The sequence below is a fragment of the Sphingomonas panacisoli genome (genome assembly GCF_007859635.1).
Classification (GTDB): domain Bacteria; phylum Pseudomonadota; class Alphaproteobacteria; order Sphingomonadales; family Sphingomonadaceae; genus Sphingomonas; species Sphingomonas panacisoli.
The window spans coordinates 1,608,583-1,627,058 of the sequence record NZ_CP042306.1; the positions used below are offsets into that span (position 1 = coordinate 1,608,583).

The following is an 18,476-nucleotide window of genomic DNA, read 5'->3' on the forward strand; positions in this document are numbered from 1 at the left end:
CTTCTTTTGGGTCAGATCAGCAGGTCGCTGGTCTGTTGTTGGCGTGGCTCCCACCGCGGGAAATCCAGGCCGGCATCGACACGCGCGGTGGCGTGCTCGATCTCGCGTTCCAGCCCGAGGAAGTCGTTGCCGTCCCCGCGCCAGAGAAATTCCAATTCACTGTGGATTTGCAGAATGGTGCTGCGGTGTGCCTCAAGGCAGGCATCAAGCGCGGCCTTGGTAGTGACGGCCCGCAACTCGGCTACGACCAACGAATATCGATCGCGCGCTACGTCGCGGGTCTTCATGGCGCCCACGAGACGATCTGGCGCGCGAGAGGTGGCCTTGACGCCATATGCCGCGAATGGATCGGTCACAGGACACCGCCTTTTCGCAGCAGCTTCTGCGCTTCGAAAAACACTGTCGTGCGTCCGCCCAGTTCCGGCGGCAGCGGGTCGTCCAGCGGCCGCTCGCCCATCATCAGCTTGATCTTGTCTTCGCGACGACGGATGCGCTCCAGCGCGAAAGCGCGGACGTTCTGCGGTGCCGTCATCAGCCAGTCGCAAGCGCCGATAGCCGCCAGCAACTCATCACCATCGTCAGGCCCGACGCTCCGCAGGTAGCGCATCAGGTTCAGGAGACGCGGCTCTTCGGCTAGGATTTCAATCCGTAGCTTGCGGCGCATGGCTTTGTACGCCTTGAGCAGTCGGCCTTTCTCTTCCATTTTCAGGTCGAGCGCGCTCGGGTCCTTCTTGCGGCGGTTAGCCCTGGGGTCGGTGAAGATGGGAGCGGCGGCTTCGCCGTAGCTGGCAAATGCGTCGGTCATGCCAAGCCTTCCAAATCGATCGGAGCCCCGAGCCCAGCCAGCCAGCGAAGGCAGGTCGCGACCGACCGAAAGACGCCACAGGGATGATCGCCCTTGGTGAGGTAATTCAGCCAGACATGCTGTTGCTCAGATAAAGTACCCGTCCGGTTCTTGATCTCGGGGAACGCATAGCCACCCGACCACAAAACGATCGCGTCGGGGAAGCCGGACGCCAGCCCTTCCTGCTTAGCCTTGATGCTCGCCCACGCTGTGCGCTGCGCGCCATTGGGCACCGCGACAAACGCCACTGTTGGAGCGCGCGCCTTGAGCGCTTTGCGGATGCCGACCTGGATACTCAACTCGTCGCCAGCATCGGCGACCGAAGGCGGGTCGATGTGGAAGAGGGGGGTCATAGCGATGCTGTCCGGGCAACGGCGATCCGCGCGATCGTCGAAGGAGCGTAGCCGTGACGCTTAGCGACCGCGGCGATACGCGGCGCCAGTGCTACGGCATCGTCGATCATCGCCTGCTTTTCCAAGGCACGCGCGATGCGGTCGGAGTGGACGCGCTCGGCCTTCATGCCCCCAGCTCCCGAGCCCGCCGCGCAACCAACGCCTCGATCCGCTCCAGCAGCAGGCGGCTGCCTTGCTCGGCGTCGTGACGCCGCGCGCGGTCGGATTCGAACGGATCGACCGCCGGTGCAAAGCGGCTGTTGGCGTGATGGGTGGCGTGGCCGGCAGCGCGGGTCATGCGACTTCTCGCAAGCGAGGCGCTCGAAGCTGTTCAATGCGATTGAGCCAGCTCGTCAGCGTACGATGCACACGGCGCAGCCGTGCCTCGTCCTTCTTAAGCAGTTCGTGATCGGTCGTGACAATGCCGCCAGGGCTCGCGGGGTCTTCGTCCTGCGCGGTCTCATTGGCGAGCGCGATCATGTCGCGGGTCAGCGGGTCGGTGCTGCAAAGAGCGTTCTCAGGGACATTCTTGACGCCGAACGCCTTGTCCAATTCGTCGTGGGCGCTGGCGTCGTATGCCAGAAGGTTCCAAATCTTGTCGGCAGTGGGCAGACTGATGCCGCTCTTCACGTTCTTTCGAAGGTGATCGATGCCGATACCGAGCCACAACGCGACCTTTGCATCAGTGTGATCTTTGCAAAGGCGGCTCAGCGCCTGAAGCCACGTATTGCGGAAATCCTCTTCGGTACGAGGCTCCACTTTGGGCACAACATTACCGTCCTGAGCCACCTATTGCCCCTTTCCATGAATGAAGTTGTCCGCTCCGATCCCGAGTTGCTCGGCGTGCTCGTCGCGCAGATCGTCAGCACGATCGCCCGACCACCGCAGGCCGATGAACAGCAGGAACAGGACGGTCAGGACGCCAGTGAGAATGCCACCAGCGAAGATTGCGGCGGTGGTCATGCCAAGGCCCTCGCGGAATGAATTGCGCCGTTGCCTACCTTGGGGGTACATACTCGCCGCGCGTCTGCACCACGCGACGCCGCCCCACCCCCTTGACGCTCGCGCGCAGGAAGGCCGTTGTTAGGACCGCCGGCGCGGTCGAACCCCAATGTCGGGACGGCTACCAACTGTCAGAGTCCGTTGAAGCGACTGATCTGGTCGTGAATGCGCCCGAGCGTGGCAGCGAGCGTTTCGGTGCTGGCTTCGAGCGACCCAATCGCGCTATCGGCGGCAAGGCGGTCGCGACCGGCAGCTTCCGGGTTTTCCGGACGGGTGCCGATGATGCGATCAGCAGCGGCGCAGATGTTCTGCAACATAACCGCAGCGCGCTCGTTGAGGCCGGACATGTTGTCGGCCAGCGCAGCAAGGCGCGGCTTGGAGTTCAGCACAGATTGCTTCGACGCGGCACCGACGATGCTGCCACCGACTGCGTTCGAGGCGTAGCCTCGGTCCATTGCCAGACCAGCTTGCATAGCTGCGTATTCCGTATCCATGGTCAGTTCCTTTCAGTTGAGATTGTCGGGGATGAAGGGGACGCCGATCGCAGCAGCCACACACATACCCAGAACCATGAGTCCAAGGATGCGGAGCGCTTCAAAGGTTGCCCGCCAGCCGGTCGGAGAGGGGAAGGCCGGCTGACGGGTGCCGCGCACAAGGGAGGGGGCGCGGGGTTTCATGCGATTGACTCGAAGGCGAGAAATGTGTTGCCTGAGATATGGAAACCGTCGGGCAGAAATTCCGTAATCAGAACGTGCGCCTTGACGGGGCAATCTTCCGCGACTGCGTATTCGATAACGTTGTTTTCGATTACGACGGAGGTCAGGTCCCCGTTCTCGTCGGCAACACGATCACCAATTGCCAGTGGCGGTTCAACGAAGCTGCCGGACGCACCTTGCTCTTGCTGCAAGCTCTCAATCGGCAGTCCGGCGGCGCTGGCCTCATCGACGCGACTTTCCCGATCACCGTCGGCTGAGGCTGGCTTGTGATGACGGGCGGTCATGCTGCGTGCGCCTGTGTTTCGGTGGGGGGCTCGCGCTCAGCGGCTTTGCGAGCGCGCAAGGCTTCCAGCGCGAGCACGGTGCGCTCGTCCACTGCCAGCGCCCCGCCTTCGAGCCGGGAGATGGTGGATTGGTTCAGGCCGAGCAGCCCCGCCAGCTCGTTCTGGGTGACGCCGAGTTCCCGGCGGATGGTGCGAACGTCCTGCATGGCGCGGATATATGCCTAAATGCATATAGCGTCAAACGGATTATGCGTTCAGGAATTGGTGCTGCCTCGCGCGCAAGGTTATGCGCCACGCATGGCGAACGCGATTCTAGCAGAGAACGTGCGGCGGCTGCGCGTGCATCTTGGCCTGAAGCAGTCGGCGTTCGCGGATCGCATCGAAACCGAGCAAGCGAACGTGTCCAAGTGGGAGGGCGGGAAATCCACGCCCGGCACCGCGCCGCTGGCGGCGATGGCCCATATCGCCGACGTGTCGCCACACTCCTTTATGACGTCGCCGTGGGCGCCGCCAGGCGAAGCGTCGGATCAGCCGATCGCGCGCACGATCGATTCCGGCGAGACTGCGGCGGTAATGCGCATGGACCTCCGCTACGCGCTCGGCCCCGGCACCAACGTGGACGAAGACTATATAGAAGGTGAGGCAGTCGAACTCGACATCAGCTTCCTCCGCCGCCTGACCCCATCATCGCCGAGCATGCTGCGCATCGTGAGCGGGGTCGGCGATTCTATGGGCAATACGATCGGCGACCATGATGACCTGATCCTCGACCTCGGGCAGCGAGTTATGAATTTGCAGGATCGCATCTGGGCAATGTCGCTCTTTGGCGTCGGCGCAGTGAAGCGGCTGAAAGCGATCGGCAAGGATCGTGTCATGGTCATCAGCGACAATCCTGATGTGCCCGATCAGGAAGTGGATGCCGCGGATTTATATATCGTCGGGCGCATCGTCGGATCGATCCGCCGCCACTAAAATATTCCGCTATGCATTTTCCTGCTTGACGATATGCATCTAGGAATATAGACCCATCTGCATCGGCATGACGCCGGTGGAGATGATCATGAAAATTGAACGCAATATCCCGATGCCGGTCGCGGTTGCGAAGCCGCAGCGTCCGCGCGTCCCCGTCGAGAGCATGGAAATCGGCGACAGCGTTTTCATTCCGGGCGTGAAGCGCACCAGTGGCCTCGGCACTGTGAAGGGTACGGCCCTGCGCGCTGGCCTCAAGTTCAATTTCAAGTCGGCAGTCGAGGGCGACGGCGTTCGCGTCTGGCGCACGGCCTGAACTGGTTTCCCCGGACTGCGGGCGCTCCCCCACGCCCGCAGCGAGGATGACACCAGTTCACCGGAGACCATTGATGGCAACCGCCCTCTACTCGGAAACAATAACGGCCAGCCCGATCGTCGCATCGATCGAGCGAAAAGCCCGCGAGGATGCGAACATTCGCGCGAACGCTGCGGCGCTTGCCAAGGTCTGCGCTCGTATCGCGGAAAGCGCGGCACCGGCTGACTTCCTCGCTACGCATGACGGGATCGTGTTTCTCAATTCCGTACACGCAATGACCGGTCTTGATGCGGTGTACGACCTTGCTCGGGATTGTGAGCATGAGATGCGCGCCGACAGCGACCGTCGCTTTGCGGCCGGGTTTCTGGATGCTGCGGAATGAGTGCGCCTCTCCCGCTCCGCGTTCTGGGCGCACTGTTGCCGATCATTGCCTCACCCGTTGCCTTTGCGCTCGGGCCGGCGGGGCAGGGCGCGTACTTCTTCGGTGTCCTGCTCGGAGCGTTCTTCGGGATCACGTTGGCTTGGAGGCGTCCGTGATGTGGGGACCTCTCGCCACCGGTATCGCTTACACCATCCTAGCAGGAGGACTTGCTGCTGCTGTTGGGGGCGCTCTCGGCACGGCCTGGTTCGCGCGCCGGAAGATATTTGCAGCTTTGCAGGGAGCGGGGCGGCCCAACAAGCCGCCCCGTGAAAAGGCATGATCTCCCCACCCCATAGCGAGGAAGGCCCGAGTAGTTCGAGCGCCGACGCTGAAGCGTCGGAACCTGCCCTAGTCGCTGCGCTCCCGGAGCCAGTTCCTGTCTCCACCCATTCGGGTGACGGTCAGGCGCAGGGGGCTTTCCCCGCAATTCCGACAATCGAACCGCAATTCACGCTTGGGACACACGATGGTCGCTGGTTCGCATATCGCAACCGAGAGCCATTGTTCTGCTTCAAAGGCGAGCAGGCGCGCGACGTAGCTGAGGCCGCAGCAAATTCCTTGGCGGCCTTTGAAGCGCTCGCGCCCGATCAAGACATAAGGAAATCTTGATATGATGAAGGGCGAACAGGTCCCGGCATGGAAAGCCGACATCTATTGGCTGTCTACCTTTACAAGGGTCGGATGGTTTAAGTCAGGAAAAGACGACCAAGACGGCAAGATATTCAAAACAGCAGAATCCGCGAAGCGTTGGGCTGCTCGCAATACGGGAGTTCCATCTTTTCTAGTTCCGTACATGCACCGTCGTGTCGAGGTCGTCCTCACGACGAGGCCTGCAACCTTCATGGACCGATTGCGCGCCCGTCTGAACATGCGCCCGATCTGGTATCCGCACGCCGCCCAAACCCCGGCAGGCAAATCATGACCAATCTATCCACAGCAGATGACCAACCTGGAGATGTGAAATGACTGACAAGGTTCACCAGTTCGACGCAATGAAGAGCCTGCTTCACGCTGACCCAGAGTACGCTCAGGCGCTCCACGCCAACATCGCTATGCCGCTGATGGACAATCTGGGCATTACGCACGAGCAAGCCAATTTGGGCGGCGCGGTCGTGCTGCGGCATCTGTTCGACGTGGATGTCACCAAGCACGAACACTACCCGTACCCCGCCCACGACAGCCGTTCGGTCCCGCTGTGTGGCGACATGGCCGAGGCGCTTTATGGCTGATCGTTTCACCGCCGCTCTCGCTCGCACCTCTTCTCCATCCATAGAATCAGAAGGGGTAGGATCGTGACGGAGGATAGTGGGCGCTTGCCTGACGGCACCGGGCTTTCGTCGGCTACGCCGATCGAGCCGGTTCCCGTCTCGCCCGTTCCGGCTTCAATCCCTAGCGCGATACTGGTCGGGCTTTGCGACTTCCCGCCGGATGCGGCCTTGGTTTTAGAGGCCCTAGGCGATGGGGAGTTCGTGCAATCGGCGCGCTATATTTCGGGCGACATTGGCGTTCCGGAAGCGAGGGTCAAGGAGGTCCATCGCGCGCTTAGGACGCTGGGGTTTGCCGAGATTGGCACGCTGATGACCGAAGAGGGTCAGACATGCGGAAGCGGCTATTGGATCACGGGGCGGGGCGAGCGGTTTCGTGAGGCCCTAGCGCAAGCGATCGAAGCCCGTAGGGCGGAGACGCAAGGCGGCTCCGTTCACGAGAGCGCGGTCCCGCAGGGATGCGCCCAGAAAGGCCGTTTATGAAAGCCTACACCGACTACCTAGCCAGCCGTGGCTATCAGCGGGTAACGGTCGAGCGTACCAATCCTCGTCCCGGACACCTCGTCCTCGATCGCATCGACCAGCCCGTACGTCGGGTAGAGAGGGCGCGGTGACGGCGCTGCTGAAACCCGACGAAGCGGCGGCGCGCCTGATGGTGTCCGCACGGACCCTACGCGACCTGAAGCGCAGGGGATTGATCCGCTACATTGCTCTCACCGATCGCCTTATTGCCTATCGCGCCGAAGATTGCGACGAATACCTCGAAGCCCGACTGCGCCAGGACGAACCGCCATGTCCCTCTACAGACCGGCCAAAAGCAATTTCTGGCACTACGACTTCCGGTTCAAAGGTGCTCGCTATCACGGAAGCACTGGCTGCGCGGCAAAACGCGACGCGGAGCGGTATCAGTCCGAAATCCGGCGGAAGGCAGCGCTAGGCGATGACACGAAGCCGAACATCGCAATCGTCGCCGCCTGTGACCAATGGTACGAAACCAAGGGCCAATTCCTGCGGAGTTGGTACACGGTGAAATACCAGCTCGTAAACTTGGCGCAGGGGCTCGGCCCTCAAATGCCGGTCGGCGACCTGACCTTGGCCGCGGTCGATCGCTATATCGCGCGCCGTCGTGCCAGCGTGAGCAATGCCAGCGTCAATCGCGAGACAGCCTTGCTCCGCCGCGTCGTGAATTGGTGCGAGGCGAGGGGGTTCGACACGCCTCGGCTCGTCTGGAAAGAGGCCAAGCTCAAGGAAGCCGCGCCGAAAACTCGCGTTCTGTCGCATGAGGAAGAGGTGAGGCTGTTCCAGCATCTCCCCGATAGCCTCAAGCCGTTGGTGGAATTTGCCCTGCTATCGGGGCAGCGTCGGTCGGAGATCGTCACGCTGCGGTGGTCGGACGTAGATCTGGTGAATAATCGCGCGACGGTCTGGGCGAAGGGACAGAAGCCGCACACGTTCCCGCTGACGCCGCGTCTTGCTGCCCTGATCGCCAACCAGCCCAAGGCTTCGCCCCAGGTATTCACGTACGAATGCGAGCGCGATGCACCGCCTCGCAAGGACCGACCGAAGCGCGTGAAGGGCCTGCGCTATCCATTCAGCCGTCAAGGCTGGGAGCGCAAGTGGAAGAAGGCGCTGAAAGACGCGGGGATCGAGGGCTACAACTTCCACAGCAATCGGCACACCAGCCTGTCGCGGACTGGCAAGATCGAGGCGGCTTACGTCCTCGCCGGCCACTCCGACATTCGCACGACCAAGCGGTACTTCCACACGCATGAGGAAACCGTGCGGGAGGCGATGATTGCAGGCGAGTCCCGAACTATTCCCGAACCCGCAACGGTGGTTGCGCTCAAACCCGCAGGAAACAGCCAAAAATGACGATTAGCTTTTCTGCTCCCAAAGCAGGCGCGCTACCGGACTGCGCCACTCCCCGACGCGAGACAGGCGCTCTAGGGAGCAAAACGGGGGGCGGCAAGGCCGATTGCCCGCCGCCCTTAAGATCAATGCGTGTTCTTCGCGGCCTCGGCTTCGGCGCGGATGTTGTCGACGCTGGTATTGTAGGTGGCGGTCGCGCTGTTGACGGCATTGGCGGCGGCGTCGTTGGCGCCGACATTGGCTTCGTTGTCGAGCGCCGCGGCCTGGTCGGACAAGTTCGCTTCCAGCGCATTGGCGGCATTTTCGACCGTGGGGGCCGGCTTGTTGCACGCCGCGAGCGAAACCAACGCGGTGGCGGTCAAGGCGATAGCGATCTTCTTCATCGGGCTTCTCCTGTTGAACTCGGTCGAAAGACTAAGCGGGCGGCGGGGCTGTGATCAACTGCCCTTCGGCGTCACCTTGTCCCAATCCTCGGGCGCGTTGGCGACGACCCAAAGCATCGCAGTCCACGCGGCGACATTCTGGCGCAATTGATCGAGGTCGATCTTGTCGAGCGTATCCTCCGGCGTGTGGTGCCAATCGAAATAGCGCAGGCCGCTCTGGTTGAGATCGACCGCCGACGTGCCAAGTGCGAACAGCGGGCCGACATCGGTGCCGTCGCCGGCCTTTTCGCGGCTACGCACGATACCCAGCGGGCCGAGCGCCGCGCCGAGCCGGTCGCCCACCGCTTTCGCGCTGTCGGGGAAATTGACCGAGAAGCGCCAGATATTGTCGGCGCCGAAATCCGATTCGGCGGCCATAGCGAACTTCTCGGTCGCGTGCGCCTTGGCATAGGCCTGACCGCCGAAACCGCCGGGTTCCTCCGCGCCGAACCAGACAACGCGGATCGTCCGGCGAGGACGCGGCCCGTCGAGCAAGCGCTTGGCCGCCGCGGTCGTGATCGCGACGCCGGCGCCGTCGTCGATCGCACCGGTACCGAGGTCCCAGCTGTCGAGATGTCCGCCGACGACGATGACGCCGGCGTTGGGATCAGTCCCCGGCACTTCGGCGACGACGTTGCCCGATTCGGCATCAGGCAATGTCTTGGGCGTGAGCACGAGTTTGATCGACACCTTGTCGGTCCGCTTGAAGATACGTTCGAGTTGTTCGGCATCGGCCACCGACAATGCGGCCGCCGGGATGGGCGTCACGCCCGGCGCGAAATTGGTCCCGCCGGTGTGCGGCCAGCGGCCCTTGTCGCTGCCGATCGAGCGGATCAGGATCGCGGCCGCGCCCTTCTTGGCGGCGACGTTCGCGCCGATGAAGCGCGCCGCGCCGAACGCGCCGTACCCGCTGCCGTCCTGCGTCGCCTTCATCTGGTTCGACACGAACGCGATCTTGCCCGTCAGGCTGCCGTCCGGTGCGGCGAGCAAATCGTTGAACGTCGGGAAATAGACGACAGGTGCGGTGATCCCTTCGGGCGGGGTCGCGCCCGAACGGCCGAGGGCGGCGAGTGTCAGCTTCTGCGGATAGGGTCCGACGATCTCGGCCGTTTCCACGCCGCGTACCCAGACTGGCATCGTATAGGTTTCGATATGGACGTTCTTGAACCCGAGCGCCTTCAGCTTGACCACCGCCCAGGCCCGCGCGCGGGCCTCCGCCTCGGTCGCCGCGAGGCGCTGGCCGACTTCGGTCGTCAGCCCCTCGACGATATCCCAGGCGACATCGTCCTTCAGCGCAGCATCGCGCGCCTTGGCGACTGCTGGATCGACCTTGACCGACGCGGTGGGCAACGCACGCTGCGCGATGGCGGGAACGGCGAGGACGGCGATACCAGCAAGCGCGAGAGGGGCGATCCGCATATAGTTCTCCCTGGGGATGGAGGCGGTGGCTTAGAACCCTAGGACGCCGTCGAAAAGCCCTTTCGCCGGTCGTGCGCGCCTCTTCCCAACGCATCGCCCAATCGCTATCTGGCGGTCAACTTTTCCGACATCCAATATTTCAAACCGGAGACCCTACGTGGCCGCCCAATACGCTTTTGTCATGAAGGACATGACCAAGACCTTCCCCGGCGCGCCCAAGCCGGTGCTGAGCAACATCAACATTCAGTTCTATCAGGGTGCCAAGATCGGCATCGTCGGCCCGAACGGCGCCGGCAAATCGACGCTGATGAAGATCATGGCCGGCGTGGACAAGGATTTCACGGGCGAGGCCTGGCCGGGCGAGAACATCACGGTCGGCTATCTCGAGCAGGAGCCCGAGCTCGATCCGACCAAGTCGGTGCTGGAGAACGTCAAGGATGGCGCACGCGAGACCGCCGACCTGGTCGCGCGGTTCAACGAGATCGGGATGCTGATGGCCGAGCCCGATGCGGATTTCGATGCGCTCGGTGCCGAAATGGGCGATCTCCAGACGAAGATCGACGCGGTCGACGGCTGGAGCCTCGACAGTCAGCTCGAACTGGCGATGGAGGCGTTGCGCTGCCCGCCGGGCGACAGTCCCGTCCAGAACCTGTCGGGTGGCGAAAAGCGCCGCGTCGCGCTGACGCGCCTGCTGATCCAGAAGCCGTCGATCCTGTTGCTCGACGAACCGACCAACCACCTCGACGCCGAAAGCGTCGAATGGCTTGAAAATCACCTGAAGGAATATGCCGGCGCGGTGTTGATGATCACCCACGACCGCTATTTCCTCGACAACGTCGTCGGCTGGATCCTCGAAATCGATCGCGGCAAGTATTTCCCGTACGAGGGTAATTACTCGACCTATCTCGAGAAGAAGTCGAAGCGCCTCGAACAGGAGGAGCGCGAGGAATCGGGCCGCGCCAAGGCGATCAAGGACGAGCTCGAGTGGATCCGACAGGGTGCCAAGGCGCGCCAGACCAAGTCGAAGGCGCGTATCGCCAAGTTCGAGCAACTGGTCGAACAGCAGAAGAACCGTACCCCCGGCAAGGCGCAGATCGTCATCCAGGTGCCGGAGCGTCTGGGCGGTAAGGTGATCGAGGTCGAAAACCTGTCCAAGGCGTACGGCGACAAGCTCTTGTTCGAAAACTTGTCGTTCACGCTACCCGCCGGCGGCATCGTCGGCGTGATCGGGCCCAACGGCGCGGGTAAATCGACCTTGTTCAAGCTGATCACCGGCGCCGAGACGCCCGACAGCGGGACGATCGAAAAGGGCACCACGGTCCATCTCGGCTATGTCGATCAGAGCCGCGATCACCTCGACCCGTCGAAGAACGTCTGGGAGGAAATCTCCGACGGGCTCGATTACATGAAGGTCAACGGCCACGACGCCTCGACGCGGGCATATGTGGGCGCGTTCAACTTCAAGGGCGCCGACCAGCAGAAGAATGTCGGGAAGCTCTCGGGCGGCGAACGCAACCGAGTCAATATCGCCAAGATGCTCAAGCGCGGCGGCAACGTGTTGCTGCTCGACGAACCGACCAACGATCTCGACGTCGAAACGCTCGGGGCGCTCGAGGAAGCGATCGAGAATTTCGCCGGCTGCGCCGTGGTCATCAGCCACGACCGCTTCTTCCTCGACCGCCTGTGCACGCACATCCTGGCGTTCGAGGGCAATTCGCACGTCGAGTGGTTCGAGGGGAATTTCGAGAGCTACGAAGAGGACAAGCGTCGCCGCCTGGGCGATGCCGCGGACCGTCCGACCGCGTTGGCGTACAAGAAGCTGACGCGGTAGTTTCGCAAGATTGGCTTTGACAGCGTGATCGAACCGTGATGCTCTCCTAACACAGCATGGAGGGCATCATGGTTCGCTTGTCGGTTGCGCTTTTTTCGGTCGCGGCGGCGGTCGTTCCTGCCGCAATGGTCTATGCGGCGGTGCCGGATTACGTCGCAGCCGCTGTCGCGGACACCTCACGGCCCGACGCCGACCGCGCGACCGACGTCAATCGCAAGCCGGCCGAGACGATGGCTTTTGCCGGGGTGAAGCCCGGCATGATCGTCGGCGAATTCTATCCGGGCGGCGGCTATTTCACGCGCATGCTGAGCGATGTCGTCGGCCCGAAGGGGCATGTCTACGGCATGGAGAATCTGCGCTGGGACGATCCAAAGTCGGACAAGGCCGTGATCGACGCGACCAAGGGCAACGTGTCGATCGAGGCGGCGGCGTTCGGGACGGTGCGTTTTCCGCAGCCGCTCGACCTCGCCTGGGTGACGCAGAACTATCACGACCTCAAGATCGCCAAATACGGCGTGGTCGATACGGTCGCGTTCGACCGCGGCGTGTTCAACGCGCTGAAGCCGGGCGGCGTGTTCTTCGTCCTCGACCACGAAGCCCCGCCGGGTACCGACACGGCGGGAATCGAGAAGCTCCACCGCATCGAAAAGGCGCTGGTGATCAAGGAAGTGACGTCGGTCGGCTTCAAGCTGGTCGATGAAGGCACCTTTCTGCGGCGACCGAGCGACGACCACACGCTGCCGATCTTCGACAAGAAGGTGCAGGGTCAGACCGACCAATACGCCCTGAAGTTCGTGAAGCCGGGTGGCCCGATCAAGCGGTAAACCGCTTGGTGAATCCTTTCACCGGCTGGCCCGCCTCGACATAGGCTTCGACATGGTCGACCCGCGCGAGCGGCGGGCCTTCGCGGACGGCCTCGACCAACGCCGCGACCGCCTCATCCTCCCCGGATGCCATGATTTCGACCGTTCCGTCCTGGCGGTTGCGCACCCAGCCGGTGACCCCCAACAACTGCGCCTTGCGGATGGCATAGTCGCGAAAGCCGACCTGGTGGACCTTACCCGACACAACGACCCGCTGCATCACGCCCATATATTCTGACCCCTTCAACGCGGCGGCAAGTTTATCCCGCTCGTCGTCATGCACGCTATCACCGTTCCGCTCGGGCCGAAGCGGACCCGCCGACCGTTCGGCGCACTAGCGGAGCGGTTCGCCGGGAGCGGAGCGGGAAGCGCGCCGAACCGAAAGGTTGTAACGGAAACATCACCGCTTTTCAGGGCGATGCGGACGGAAGATTGCGCCGCTTGTTCCAGTGTGTATTATTTGCATATAACACGCGGAGGGCAGCATGAAGCGTACGATGATAGCAATAGCGGCAGTGCTGTTGCTCCATGCGTCCGGCAGCGCGCGCACCGTGCCCGCTCCCTACAAATCGCTGACTCGCGACTTCGCCAAGTTTCACGATGCAACCAAGGGCATGCCGGAGAAGGAGCGAGTCGCGCTGTTCCGCCAGCGTTTCGGCAAGCTGTTCCCTGGCTTCTACGAGCCCTCGTCCGGTCAGGCCGACGCTCAGTTCGAGCGAAGTGTCGCAGTGTCGCTCGACGGCTTTGACGCGATCCGGGCGGACTATGAGAAGGTGGAGCGCCAGTTCCCGATCGCCTACGCCGCTGGCCTTCGCCATTTCCGGGCGCAATTCCCGGGGTTCAAGCCGGTGCTGCCAGTGTGGTTCGTCCATTCGCTCGGGCGGATGGACGGCGGCACGCGGACGCTCGACGGTAAGACCTACATGATCTTCGGCGCGGACGTGATCGCCAAGATCCATACCGACGGGACGATCGGGCCGTTCCTCGACCATGAGCTCTATCACGTCGAAAACGGGCAATGGTTCAAGGATTGCGAGCCCGACACGACGGTCTGGTGTTCGCTGTGGCAAGAGGGCGGGGCAGTCTATGCGACGGCGGTGATGAACCCGGGCGGCGACGATCACACGCTGATGCTCGATCTGCCCAAACCCATTCGGCCAGCCGTCGACGCGCAGTGGAAGCTCGCCTTGTGCATGCTGCGCGGCGACCTCGATAAGGGCGATCAGGCCACTTACGCGAGCTACTTCTTCGGCGGCGGTGGCGAGCAGACCTTCCCCAAACGTTGGGGGTACTACATCGGCTATCGGTTGATGCAGCGGGTCGGCAAGCGCCATAGCTTGGCCGAGATCGACAAGATGGATCACACCGCCGCCCGCGCCGAGATCGACCGCGAATTGACCGCGATGATCGCCGAAGCGGGCGAGTGCGCCTAGGCGGCCTTGTTCCGCATCGCGTCCACGCTCCATGGCCCGGCGCCGGCCGCGGCGATGTACAGGAAGATGAAGCAGTACAGCATCGCTGCTTCGCCCATGTTGACCGCGGGGAAAAAGCTCTTCGGTGCGTGCGCGATGAAATAGGCGGCGGCCGACATGCCCGACAGAACGAACGCGGCAGGGCGCGTGAACAGGCCGATCACCAGCAACGTACCGCCGACCAGCTCGATCGCGCCCGCGGTGTAGAGTAATGGGTTGAGCGGCATCGGAAAGGGCGGGATGCCGAAATATTTCGACACGCCGTGCTGCAGGAAGCCGAGCCCGGCGACGATGCGCAGCAGCGACAGCAAATTCGGCGACCAACTGGCGGGAATGGGCAATGCGACCTCCTGGTTGTTACGCTCACTGATCTAAGGCGGGCGCGGTCGAACAACCATCCAACGAACGGAAACGCTCCGTTACGCGTCGGGATAGGTGATCGCCATCACCTCATATTCCTTCTCGCCGGCCGGCAACGTCACGCGACGCAGATCGCCGATTGCGCTGCCGCGCAACGCACGGGCGAGCGGAGAGCCCCAACCGACGCGACCTTTGCCGGCATCGGCCTCGTCGTCGCCGACCAGCGTCATCGTGCGGTTCTTGTCGTCTTCGTCGGCGATCGTGACGGTCGCGCCGAAGAAGACGCGGCTACGGTCGGGGGCGGCGGCGGGATCGATCACCTTGGCGGCCTTCATCCGCTTCGCCAACCAACCCAGTCGCCGGTCGATCTGGCGCAGCCGCTGGCGGCCATAGATATAGTCGCCATTCTCCGACCGGTCGCCGTTGCCCGCTGCCCAAGAGATCACCTCGACCAGCTTCGGCCGCTCGTCGCCGAACAATTGGTCGTATTCGGCGCGCAGCGCCGCAAACCCGGCGGGCGTGATGTAGTTCGGATGCTCGGAAATGGCTCAGCCCGGACGCTTGTTGCCGAGATACCAACTCAGCCGCGCATTGCCGGTCGACGTCGCGCGCTGCGGGTTGATCAGGTCATAGACCACCGCATTCTCCAGCACGTGCTGAACGTACCGCTTGGTCTCGTCGAACGGGATCGCCTCGATCCAATCGACCCAATCGACCGTGCCGCTGCGGGGGTCGCCGTTCGCTGTGAGCCACTTGTTCACGTTGCCGCCGCCGGCATTGTAGGCCGCGATCGCCAACGGGTAGCTGCCGTAGATCGCGTAGAGTCGCGCGAAATAAGCGGTACCGAGCTGGATGTTGTAATCGGTGCTGCTCAACAGCATCCCCGAATCCCACGCCAGACCGAGCTTGCCGGCCTGCTCGCGGCCGGTGCCCGGCATCAGTTGCATCACGCCGCGCGCGCCGGCGCGACTGATCAGCGCGCGGTCGAACTGCGATTCCTGGCGCATGATGCCGTGCGCGATGCTCCAGCTACCGGTCGCGGTCGCGGGGATATTGACCGTCGGGAAGCCGGTCAGCGTATAGTCGCTGACCCCATTCAGCAGCGCACTGCGCCCGACCATCACCGCGAGGTCGGGGCGGCTGAGCGTCCGCGCGAGTTCGGCGGCGAGGACATGGTCGGCTTCGCTGCTGGCGTTGTTGGCGATCTGGCGGATGAAGGCCGATTGATCCTCGTGCGCGCCGATCGTGCCGAGGAACTGCGCGGCGCGGACGACTTCGCTCTGGTAGAAGGCGGCGCGGACGGCCGCATCGACCGGTCGCACGATCGCGTCGGTCGGCGGTACCATCGCGAGACCGAGCCGCTCCGTCGCCAACTGCCCGTAGAATTGATCGCGATAGGTCGAGGCGCGGCCGAGATAGGTCTGCGCGTCCAACGATCGGCCGGCGGCTTCGGCGGCGCGACCGGCCCAGTAGAAACCCTTCGACTTGAGCGCGGTCGATCGCGAGCCGCCGGTATAGCGGACGAACATCGGTGCGGCATCGGCGGGGCGACCGAGCCGCTTCATCGCGGTCTGTCCGGCGAGCCACACGAGATCGGTATAGGGATCGCGCTCACCGAACGGGCGCAACGATACGTCGGTGCCGGCGGGATAGGCGTCGTCGACCTGGCTCGCGATCGCGTAGGCGGTGGTCGCGTCACCCGCCGCCAGGGCTGCGCGCGCATTCTTGAGCAGCAGATCGTACCAGCGATCGACGTCGAGCGGTCGCGCGGTGAACATGTGCGGGCGCGCGAGCAGCGCCCGCGCCGACGCCGCTGCGCCGGAATTGTTCAGCCAGATCACCTTGTCGGCGAGATAGCCCGGGTCGCCCGCGCCGATCGCATCGGCACCGCCCGCGCCGGGCGCGCCGGTGCGCAGGTCGAGCCGCGCCTGGAACAATGGACGCTTTGCGATGCTGGTCAGCAGGATCTCGCGCGAGGCGGCGGTCGTCTGGCCGGTCCACAACAACTGGTCCATCCGCGCGTCGTGATCGACCACGGTCAGCGCATCGGGGAAGGTCGTCAGCACGAACGATTCGTCGGCGGTGGACAGTGCCCCGCTCGTCCAGCCGTTGCGCGCGGCGCTTTTCGCCTCGTCGCGCGCGCCGAGACCGTTGAGCGCCTGCGCGAAGCGGACCCAGGCGGTCGCGTTCTGCGGCGGGAAGCGACGGAAGAAGGCGGCGGCGGTGGATGCCGAGAAATTACCCTGGGCCAGCGCCGCTTCGGCATTGCGGCGCATCCCCGTCTCGCCTGGCCAGCCCGGATGCGCGAGCATGAAGCGCGCGTAGCTGTCGAACGGTGCGTTGTTGATCTGGCTCAGCGAGCGCCACTCGGTGATCGCCGCCGACAGCGCCGCATTCGCGGTCGGATCGCCGCTGGTCCCGGCGAGCCGCGCTTTCGCCCAGTCGAACTGGTCCTGAAACGCATAGCCGGTCGCGGCCATCCCCGACAAAGCGGTGGCGGCAAGGGCGGTCTTGATCCACGGCGCGATCATATGGACAGCATATAGCGCAGCCCTCTATCTGTCAGGTGAATAAACCGCGAATTCGGCGCGGATAAGGAGCTTTTAGGCATGTTTTCGGGATCGATCCCGGCGCTGGTCACGCCGTTCGCGGCGGACGGCAGCTTCGTCGAGGACGCGTTTCGCGCGCTGGTCGAATGGCAGATCGCCGAGGGGTCGGCGGGCTTGGTACCGGTCGGGACCACCGGCGAAGCGGCGACGCTGACGTTCCAGGAGCATTTCGACGTGGTGCGCGTCTGCGTCGACCAGGCGCGGGGTCGCGTGCCGATCCTGGCGGGGGCGGGATCGAACGATACGCGGGTCGCGATCGACAACGTCAACGCAGCGAAAGTGGCCGGCGCCGACGCCGCCTTGATGGTGCCGCCTTATTACAACCGCCCGAGCCAGGAAGGCATCTTCCGCCATTTCGAGGCGATCGCGCAGCAAACCTCGCTGCCGATCGTGCTCTACAACGTCCCCGGCCGCACCGTCACCGACATCCAGCCCGCGACGATGGCGCGGATCGTCGCGGCGTTCCCCGACGTGTTCATCGGTGTGAAGGACGCGACCGGCAGTCTCGGTCGCGTGACCGAACAGCGGCTCGGCTGCGGCGACGACTTCGTCCAACTCTCCGGCAACGACGAAACCGCGCTGGCGTTCAATGCGATGGGCGGGGTGGGGTGCATCTCGGTCACCGCCAACGTCGCGCCGCGACTGTGCGCTGACTTCCAGGCGGCCTGGGCGGCGGGCGACATCGTCAAGGCACGCAGCCTGCACGATCGGCTCTACCCCTTGCATGTCGCAATGTTCACCGACGCCTCGCCGGGGCCGGTCAAATACGCGCTCGGCAAGGTCAAGCCGGATTGGCCGCTCCACCTTCGCCTGCCGATGACGCCCGCCGGCGACGCGAGCCGCGCTGCGGTCGATGCGGCGATGGCGGGGGCAGGGGTGGCGTAACCGCCGCTACGTCTCTACATCCCCGCCTCCCATGTCGCGTCCCAAGCCTGCCACCTTCGACAAGAAGAAGATCGTCGCCGAGAACCGGCGCGCGCGCTTCGACTATTCGATCGACCAGACGTTCGAGGCCGGCATCGCGCTGACCGGGACCGAGGTGAAGTCGCTGCGGTTCGGCGAGGGGTCGATCGCGGAGAGTTACGCGGAGGTGTCGCCGGACGGCGGCGTGTGGCTGATCAACTCGAACATTCCCGAATTCAGTCACGGCAATCGCTTCAATCACGAGCCCAAGCGGCCGCGCAAGCTGCTGATGCACGAGCGCGAGATCAACAAGCTTCACGGAGCGGTCGCGCGCGAGGGCATGACGCTCGTCCCGCTGATGATCTATTTCAATTCGCAAGGGCGCGCGAAGCTGGAACTGGCGCTGGCGAAGGGCCGCAAGGCGCACGACAAGCGCGAGCATATCAAGGAACGCGACTGGAAGAAGGAAGCGGGCCGGATCATGCGCGAACGCGGCTGACGGTTTGACGTCAACGCTGT

29 protein-coding genes are annotated in these 18,476 nt (G+C 63.7%); 13 read left to right on the forward strand and 16 right to left on the reverse strand.

All coding sequences use genetic code 11. The annotated features are described in order from the left end of the window. Positions 1–11: 11 nt before the first annotated feature. The 10 genes from FPZ24_RS08240 to FPZ24_RS08270 all read right to left on the reverse strand — a co-directional run bounded on the left by FPZ24_RS08240 (position 12) and on the right by FPZ24_RS08270 (position 3,444). A complete protein-coding gene (locus tag FPZ24_RS08240) occupies positions 12–356 on the reverse strand; it encodes a hypothetical protein (RefSeq protein ID WP_146570951.1) in 345 nt (114 codons plus the stop codon). Then, a complete protein-coding gene (locus FPZ24_RS08245; RefSeq protein ID WP_146570953.1) occupies positions 353–805 on the reverse strand; it encodes a hypothetical protein in 453 nt (150 codons plus the stop codon). The genes FPZ24_RS08240 and FPZ24_RS08245 overlap by 4 nt, the downstream gene beginning before the upstream one ends. Continuing rightward, complete coding sequence (locus FPZ24_RS08250; RefSeq protein WP_146570955.1) at positions 802–1,197, reverse strand: VRR-NUC domain-containing protein; 396 nt, start codon at positions 1,195–1,197, stop codon at positions 802–804. Before FPZ24_RS08250 ends, FPZ24_RS08245 begins: the two co-directional genes overlap by 4 nt. Further along, positions 1,194–1,364 (reverse strand): hypothetical protein, encoded by a 171-nt coding sequence (locus FPZ24_RS17130; protein WP_186729141.1) that lies wholly within the window; start codon positions 1,362–1,364, stop codon positions 1,194–1,196. The genes FPZ24_RS08250 and FPZ24_RS17130 overlap by 4 nt, the downstream gene beginning before the upstream one ends. After that, entirely contained in the window at positions 1,361–1,534 is a 174-nt protein-coding gene (locus FPZ24_RS17135; protein WP_186729143.1) for a hypothetical protein, read from the reverse strand. The genes FPZ24_RS17130 and FPZ24_RS17135 overlap by 4 nt, the downstream gene beginning before the upstream one ends. Then, positions 1,531–2,025: a hypothetical protein gene (locus tag FPZ24_RS08255; protein WP_146570957.1), complete on the reverse strand. Its 495-nt coding sequence runs from the start codon at positions 2,023–2,025 to the stop codon at positions 1,531–1,533. The genes FPZ24_RS17135 and FPZ24_RS08255 overlap by 4 nt, the downstream gene beginning before the upstream one ends. Beyond that, positions 2,026–2,199: a hypothetical protein gene (locus tag FPZ24_RS17140; RefSeq protein WP_186729145.1), complete on the reverse strand. Its 174-nt coding sequence runs from the start codon at positions 2,197–2,199 to the stop codon at positions 2,026–2,028. Between the two features lie 170 nt (positions 2,200–2,369). Further along, positions 2,370–2,732, reverse strand: coding sequence for a hypothetical protein (locus FPZ24_RS08260; protein WP_146570959.1), 363 nt, complete (start codon positions 2,730–2,732; stop codon positions 2,370–2,372). A 179-nt stretch (positions 2,733–2,911) separates the two neighbouring features. Further along, a complete protein-coding gene (locus tag FPZ24_RS08265) occupies positions 2,912–3,238 on the reverse strand; it encodes a hypothetical protein (protein ID WP_146570961.1) in 327 nt (108 codons plus the stop codon). Beyond that, complete coding sequence (locus FPZ24_RS08270; protein ID WP_146570963.1) at positions 3,235–3,444, reverse strand: helix-turn-helix domain-containing protein; 210 nt, start codon at positions 3,442–3,444, stop codon at positions 3,235–3,237. The genes FPZ24_RS08265 and FPZ24_RS08270 overlap by 4 nt, the downstream gene beginning before the upstream one ends. A gap of 91 nt (positions 3,445–3,535) precedes the next feature. Here FPZ24_RS08270 and FPZ24_RS08275 point away from each other — a divergent pair, with 91 nt between their 5' ends. The 8 genes from FPZ24_RS08275 (at position 3,536) to FPZ24_RS08300 (ending at position 8,081) form a co-directional block, all read left to right on the forward strand. Next, on the forward strand, positions 3,536–4,210 hold the full coding sequence (locus FPZ24_RS08275) for an XRE family transcriptional regulator (protein ID WP_186729147.1): 675 nt from the start codon (positions 3,536–3,538) through the stop codon (positions 4,208–4,210). Between the two features lie 88 nt (positions 4,211–4,298). Further along, on the forward strand, positions 4,299–4,523 hold the full coding sequence (locus FPZ24_RS08280; protein ID WP_146570967.1) for a hypothetical protein: 225 nt from the start codon (positions 4,299–4,301) through the stop codon (positions 4,521–4,523). Positions 4,524–4,596: 73 nt separating this feature from the next. Then, on the forward strand, positions 4,597–4,905 hold the full coding sequence (locus FPZ24_RS08285; RefSeq protein WP_146570969.1) for a hypothetical protein: 309 nt from the start codon (positions 4,597–4,599) through the stop codon (positions 4,903–4,905). A 649-nt stretch (positions 4,906–5,554) separates the two neighbouring features. Further along, a complete protein-coding gene (locus FPZ24_RS08290) occupies positions 5,555–5,866 on the forward strand; it encodes a hypothetical protein (protein ID WP_146570971.1) in 312 nt (103 codons plus the stop codon). Between the two features lie 40 nt (positions 5,867–5,906). Next, positions 5,907–6,173 carry a hypothetical protein gene (locus tag FPZ24_RS08295; protein WP_146570973.1) on the forward strand — a complete coding sequence of 89 codons (267 nt, stop codon included), beginning with the start codon at positions 5,907–5,909 and terminating at the stop codon, positions 6,171–6,173. Positions 6,174–6,257: 84 nt separating this feature from the next. Beyond that, positions 6,258–6,692, forward strand: a complete 435-nt coding sequence (locus FPZ24_RS17145; protein ID WP_186729149.1) for a hypothetical protein — start codon at positions 6,258–6,260, stop codon at positions 6,690–6,692. Positions 6,693–6,819: 127 nt separating this feature from the next. After that, positions 6,820–7,146, forward strand: a complete 327-nt coding sequence (locus FPZ24_RS17150; RefSeq protein WP_186729151.1) for a helix-turn-helix domain-containing protein — start codon at positions 6,820–6,822, stop codon at positions 7,144–7,146. 89 nt (positions 7,147–7,235) lie between these two features. Then, a complete protein-coding gene (locus FPZ24_RS08300) occupies positions 7,236–8,081 on the forward strand; it encodes a tyrosine-type recombinase/integrase (RefSeq protein WP_186729154.1) in 846 nt (281 codons plus the stop codon). Between the two features lie 122 nt (positions 8,082–8,203). On the opposite strand, the gene FPZ24_RS08305 is transcribed toward FPZ24_RS08300, so the two are convergent. Together FPZ24_RS08305 and FPZ24_RS08310 are read right to left on the reverse strand one after the other, a co-directional pair. Beyond that, positions 8,204–8,461, reverse strand: coding sequence for a hypothetical protein (locus tag FPZ24_RS08305; protein ID WP_240047669.1), 258 nt, complete (start codon positions 8,459–8,461; stop codon positions 8,204–8,206). A gap of 54 nt (positions 8,462–8,515) precedes the next feature. After that, positions 8,516–9,919, reverse strand: coding sequence for a M20/M25/M40 family metallo-hydrolase (locus FPZ24_RS08310; protein ID WP_146570991.1), 1,404 nt, complete (start codon positions 9,917–9,919; stop codon positions 8,516–8,518). A 157-nt stretch (positions 9,920–10,076) separates the two neighbouring features. Between FPZ24_RS08310 and ettA the strand changes: the two genes are divergently transcribed. Then, positions 10,077–11,750, forward strand: a complete 1,674-nt coding sequence (gene ettA, locus FPZ24_RS08315; protein WP_146570993.1) for an energy-dependent translational throttle protein EttA — start codon at positions 10,077–10,079, stop codon at positions 11,748–11,750. A gap of 68 nt (positions 11,751–11,818) precedes the next feature. Continuing rightward, positions 11,819–12,574 carry a class I SAM-dependent methyltransferase gene (locus FPZ24_RS08320; protein WP_146570995.1) on the forward strand — a complete coding sequence of 252 codons (756 nt, stop codon included), beginning with the start codon at positions 11,819–11,821 and terminating at the stop codon, positions 12,572–12,574. On the opposite strand, the gene FPZ24_RS08325 is transcribed toward FPZ24_RS08320, so the two are convergent. Then, positions 12,564–12,896: an acylphosphatase gene (locus tag FPZ24_RS08325; RefSeq protein WP_240047670.1), complete on the reverse strand. Its 333-nt coding sequence runs from the start codon at positions 12,894–12,896 to the stop codon at positions 12,564–12,566. The genes FPZ24_RS08320 and FPZ24_RS08325 overlap by 11 nt on opposite strands. Before the next feature lie 202 nt (positions 12,897–13,098). Between FPZ24_RS08325 and FPZ24_RS08330 the strand changes: the two genes are divergently transcribed. Further along, complete coding sequence (locus FPZ24_RS08330; protein ID WP_146570997.1) at positions 13,099–14,046, forward strand: DUF2268 domain-containing putative Zn-dependent protease; 948 nt, start codon at positions 13,099–13,101, stop codon at positions 14,044–14,046. On the opposite strand, the gene FPZ24_RS08335 is transcribed toward FPZ24_RS08330, so the two are convergent. From FPZ24_RS08335 to FPZ24_RS08345, 3 genes are all read right to left on the reverse strand, one after another. Then, on the reverse strand, positions 14,043–14,426 hold the full coding sequence (locus FPZ24_RS08335) for a DoxX family protein (RefSeq protein ID WP_146570999.1): 384 nt from the start codon (positions 14,424–14,426) through the stop codon (positions 14,043–14,045). The genes FPZ24_RS08330 and FPZ24_RS08335 overlap by 4 nt on opposite strands. Positions 14,427–14,504: 78 nt before the next feature. Beyond that, positions 14,505–14,990: a transcription elongation factor GreB gene (gene greB, locus FPZ24_RS08340; protein ID WP_146571001.1), complete on the reverse strand. Its 486-nt coding sequence runs from the start codon at positions 14,988–14,990 to the stop codon at positions 14,505–14,507. 3 nt (positions 14,991–14,993) lie between these two features. Next, on the reverse strand, positions 14,994–16,976 hold the full coding sequence (locus FPZ24_RS08345; RefSeq protein ID WP_146571003.1) for a lytic transglycosylase domain-containing protein: 1,983 nt from the start codon (positions 16,974–16,976) through the stop codon (positions 14,994–14,996). 78 nt (positions 16,977–17,054) lie between these two features. On the opposite strand from FPZ24_RS08345, the gene dapA reads away from it, so the two are divergent. Then, on the forward strand, positions 17,055–17,939 hold the full coding sequence (dapA, locus tag FPZ24_RS08350) for a 4-hydroxy-tetrahydrodipicolinate synthase (RefSeq protein WP_146571005.1): 885 nt from the start codon (positions 17,055–17,057) through the stop codon (positions 17,937–17,939). Between the two features lie 31 nt (positions 17,940–17,970). Continuing rightward, a complete protein-coding gene (smpB, locus tag FPZ24_RS08355; RefSeq protein WP_146571008.1) occupies positions 17,971–18,456 on the forward strand; it encodes an SsrA-binding protein SmpB in 486 nt (161 codons plus the stop codon). Positions 18,457–18,476 lie beyond the last annotated feature (20 nt).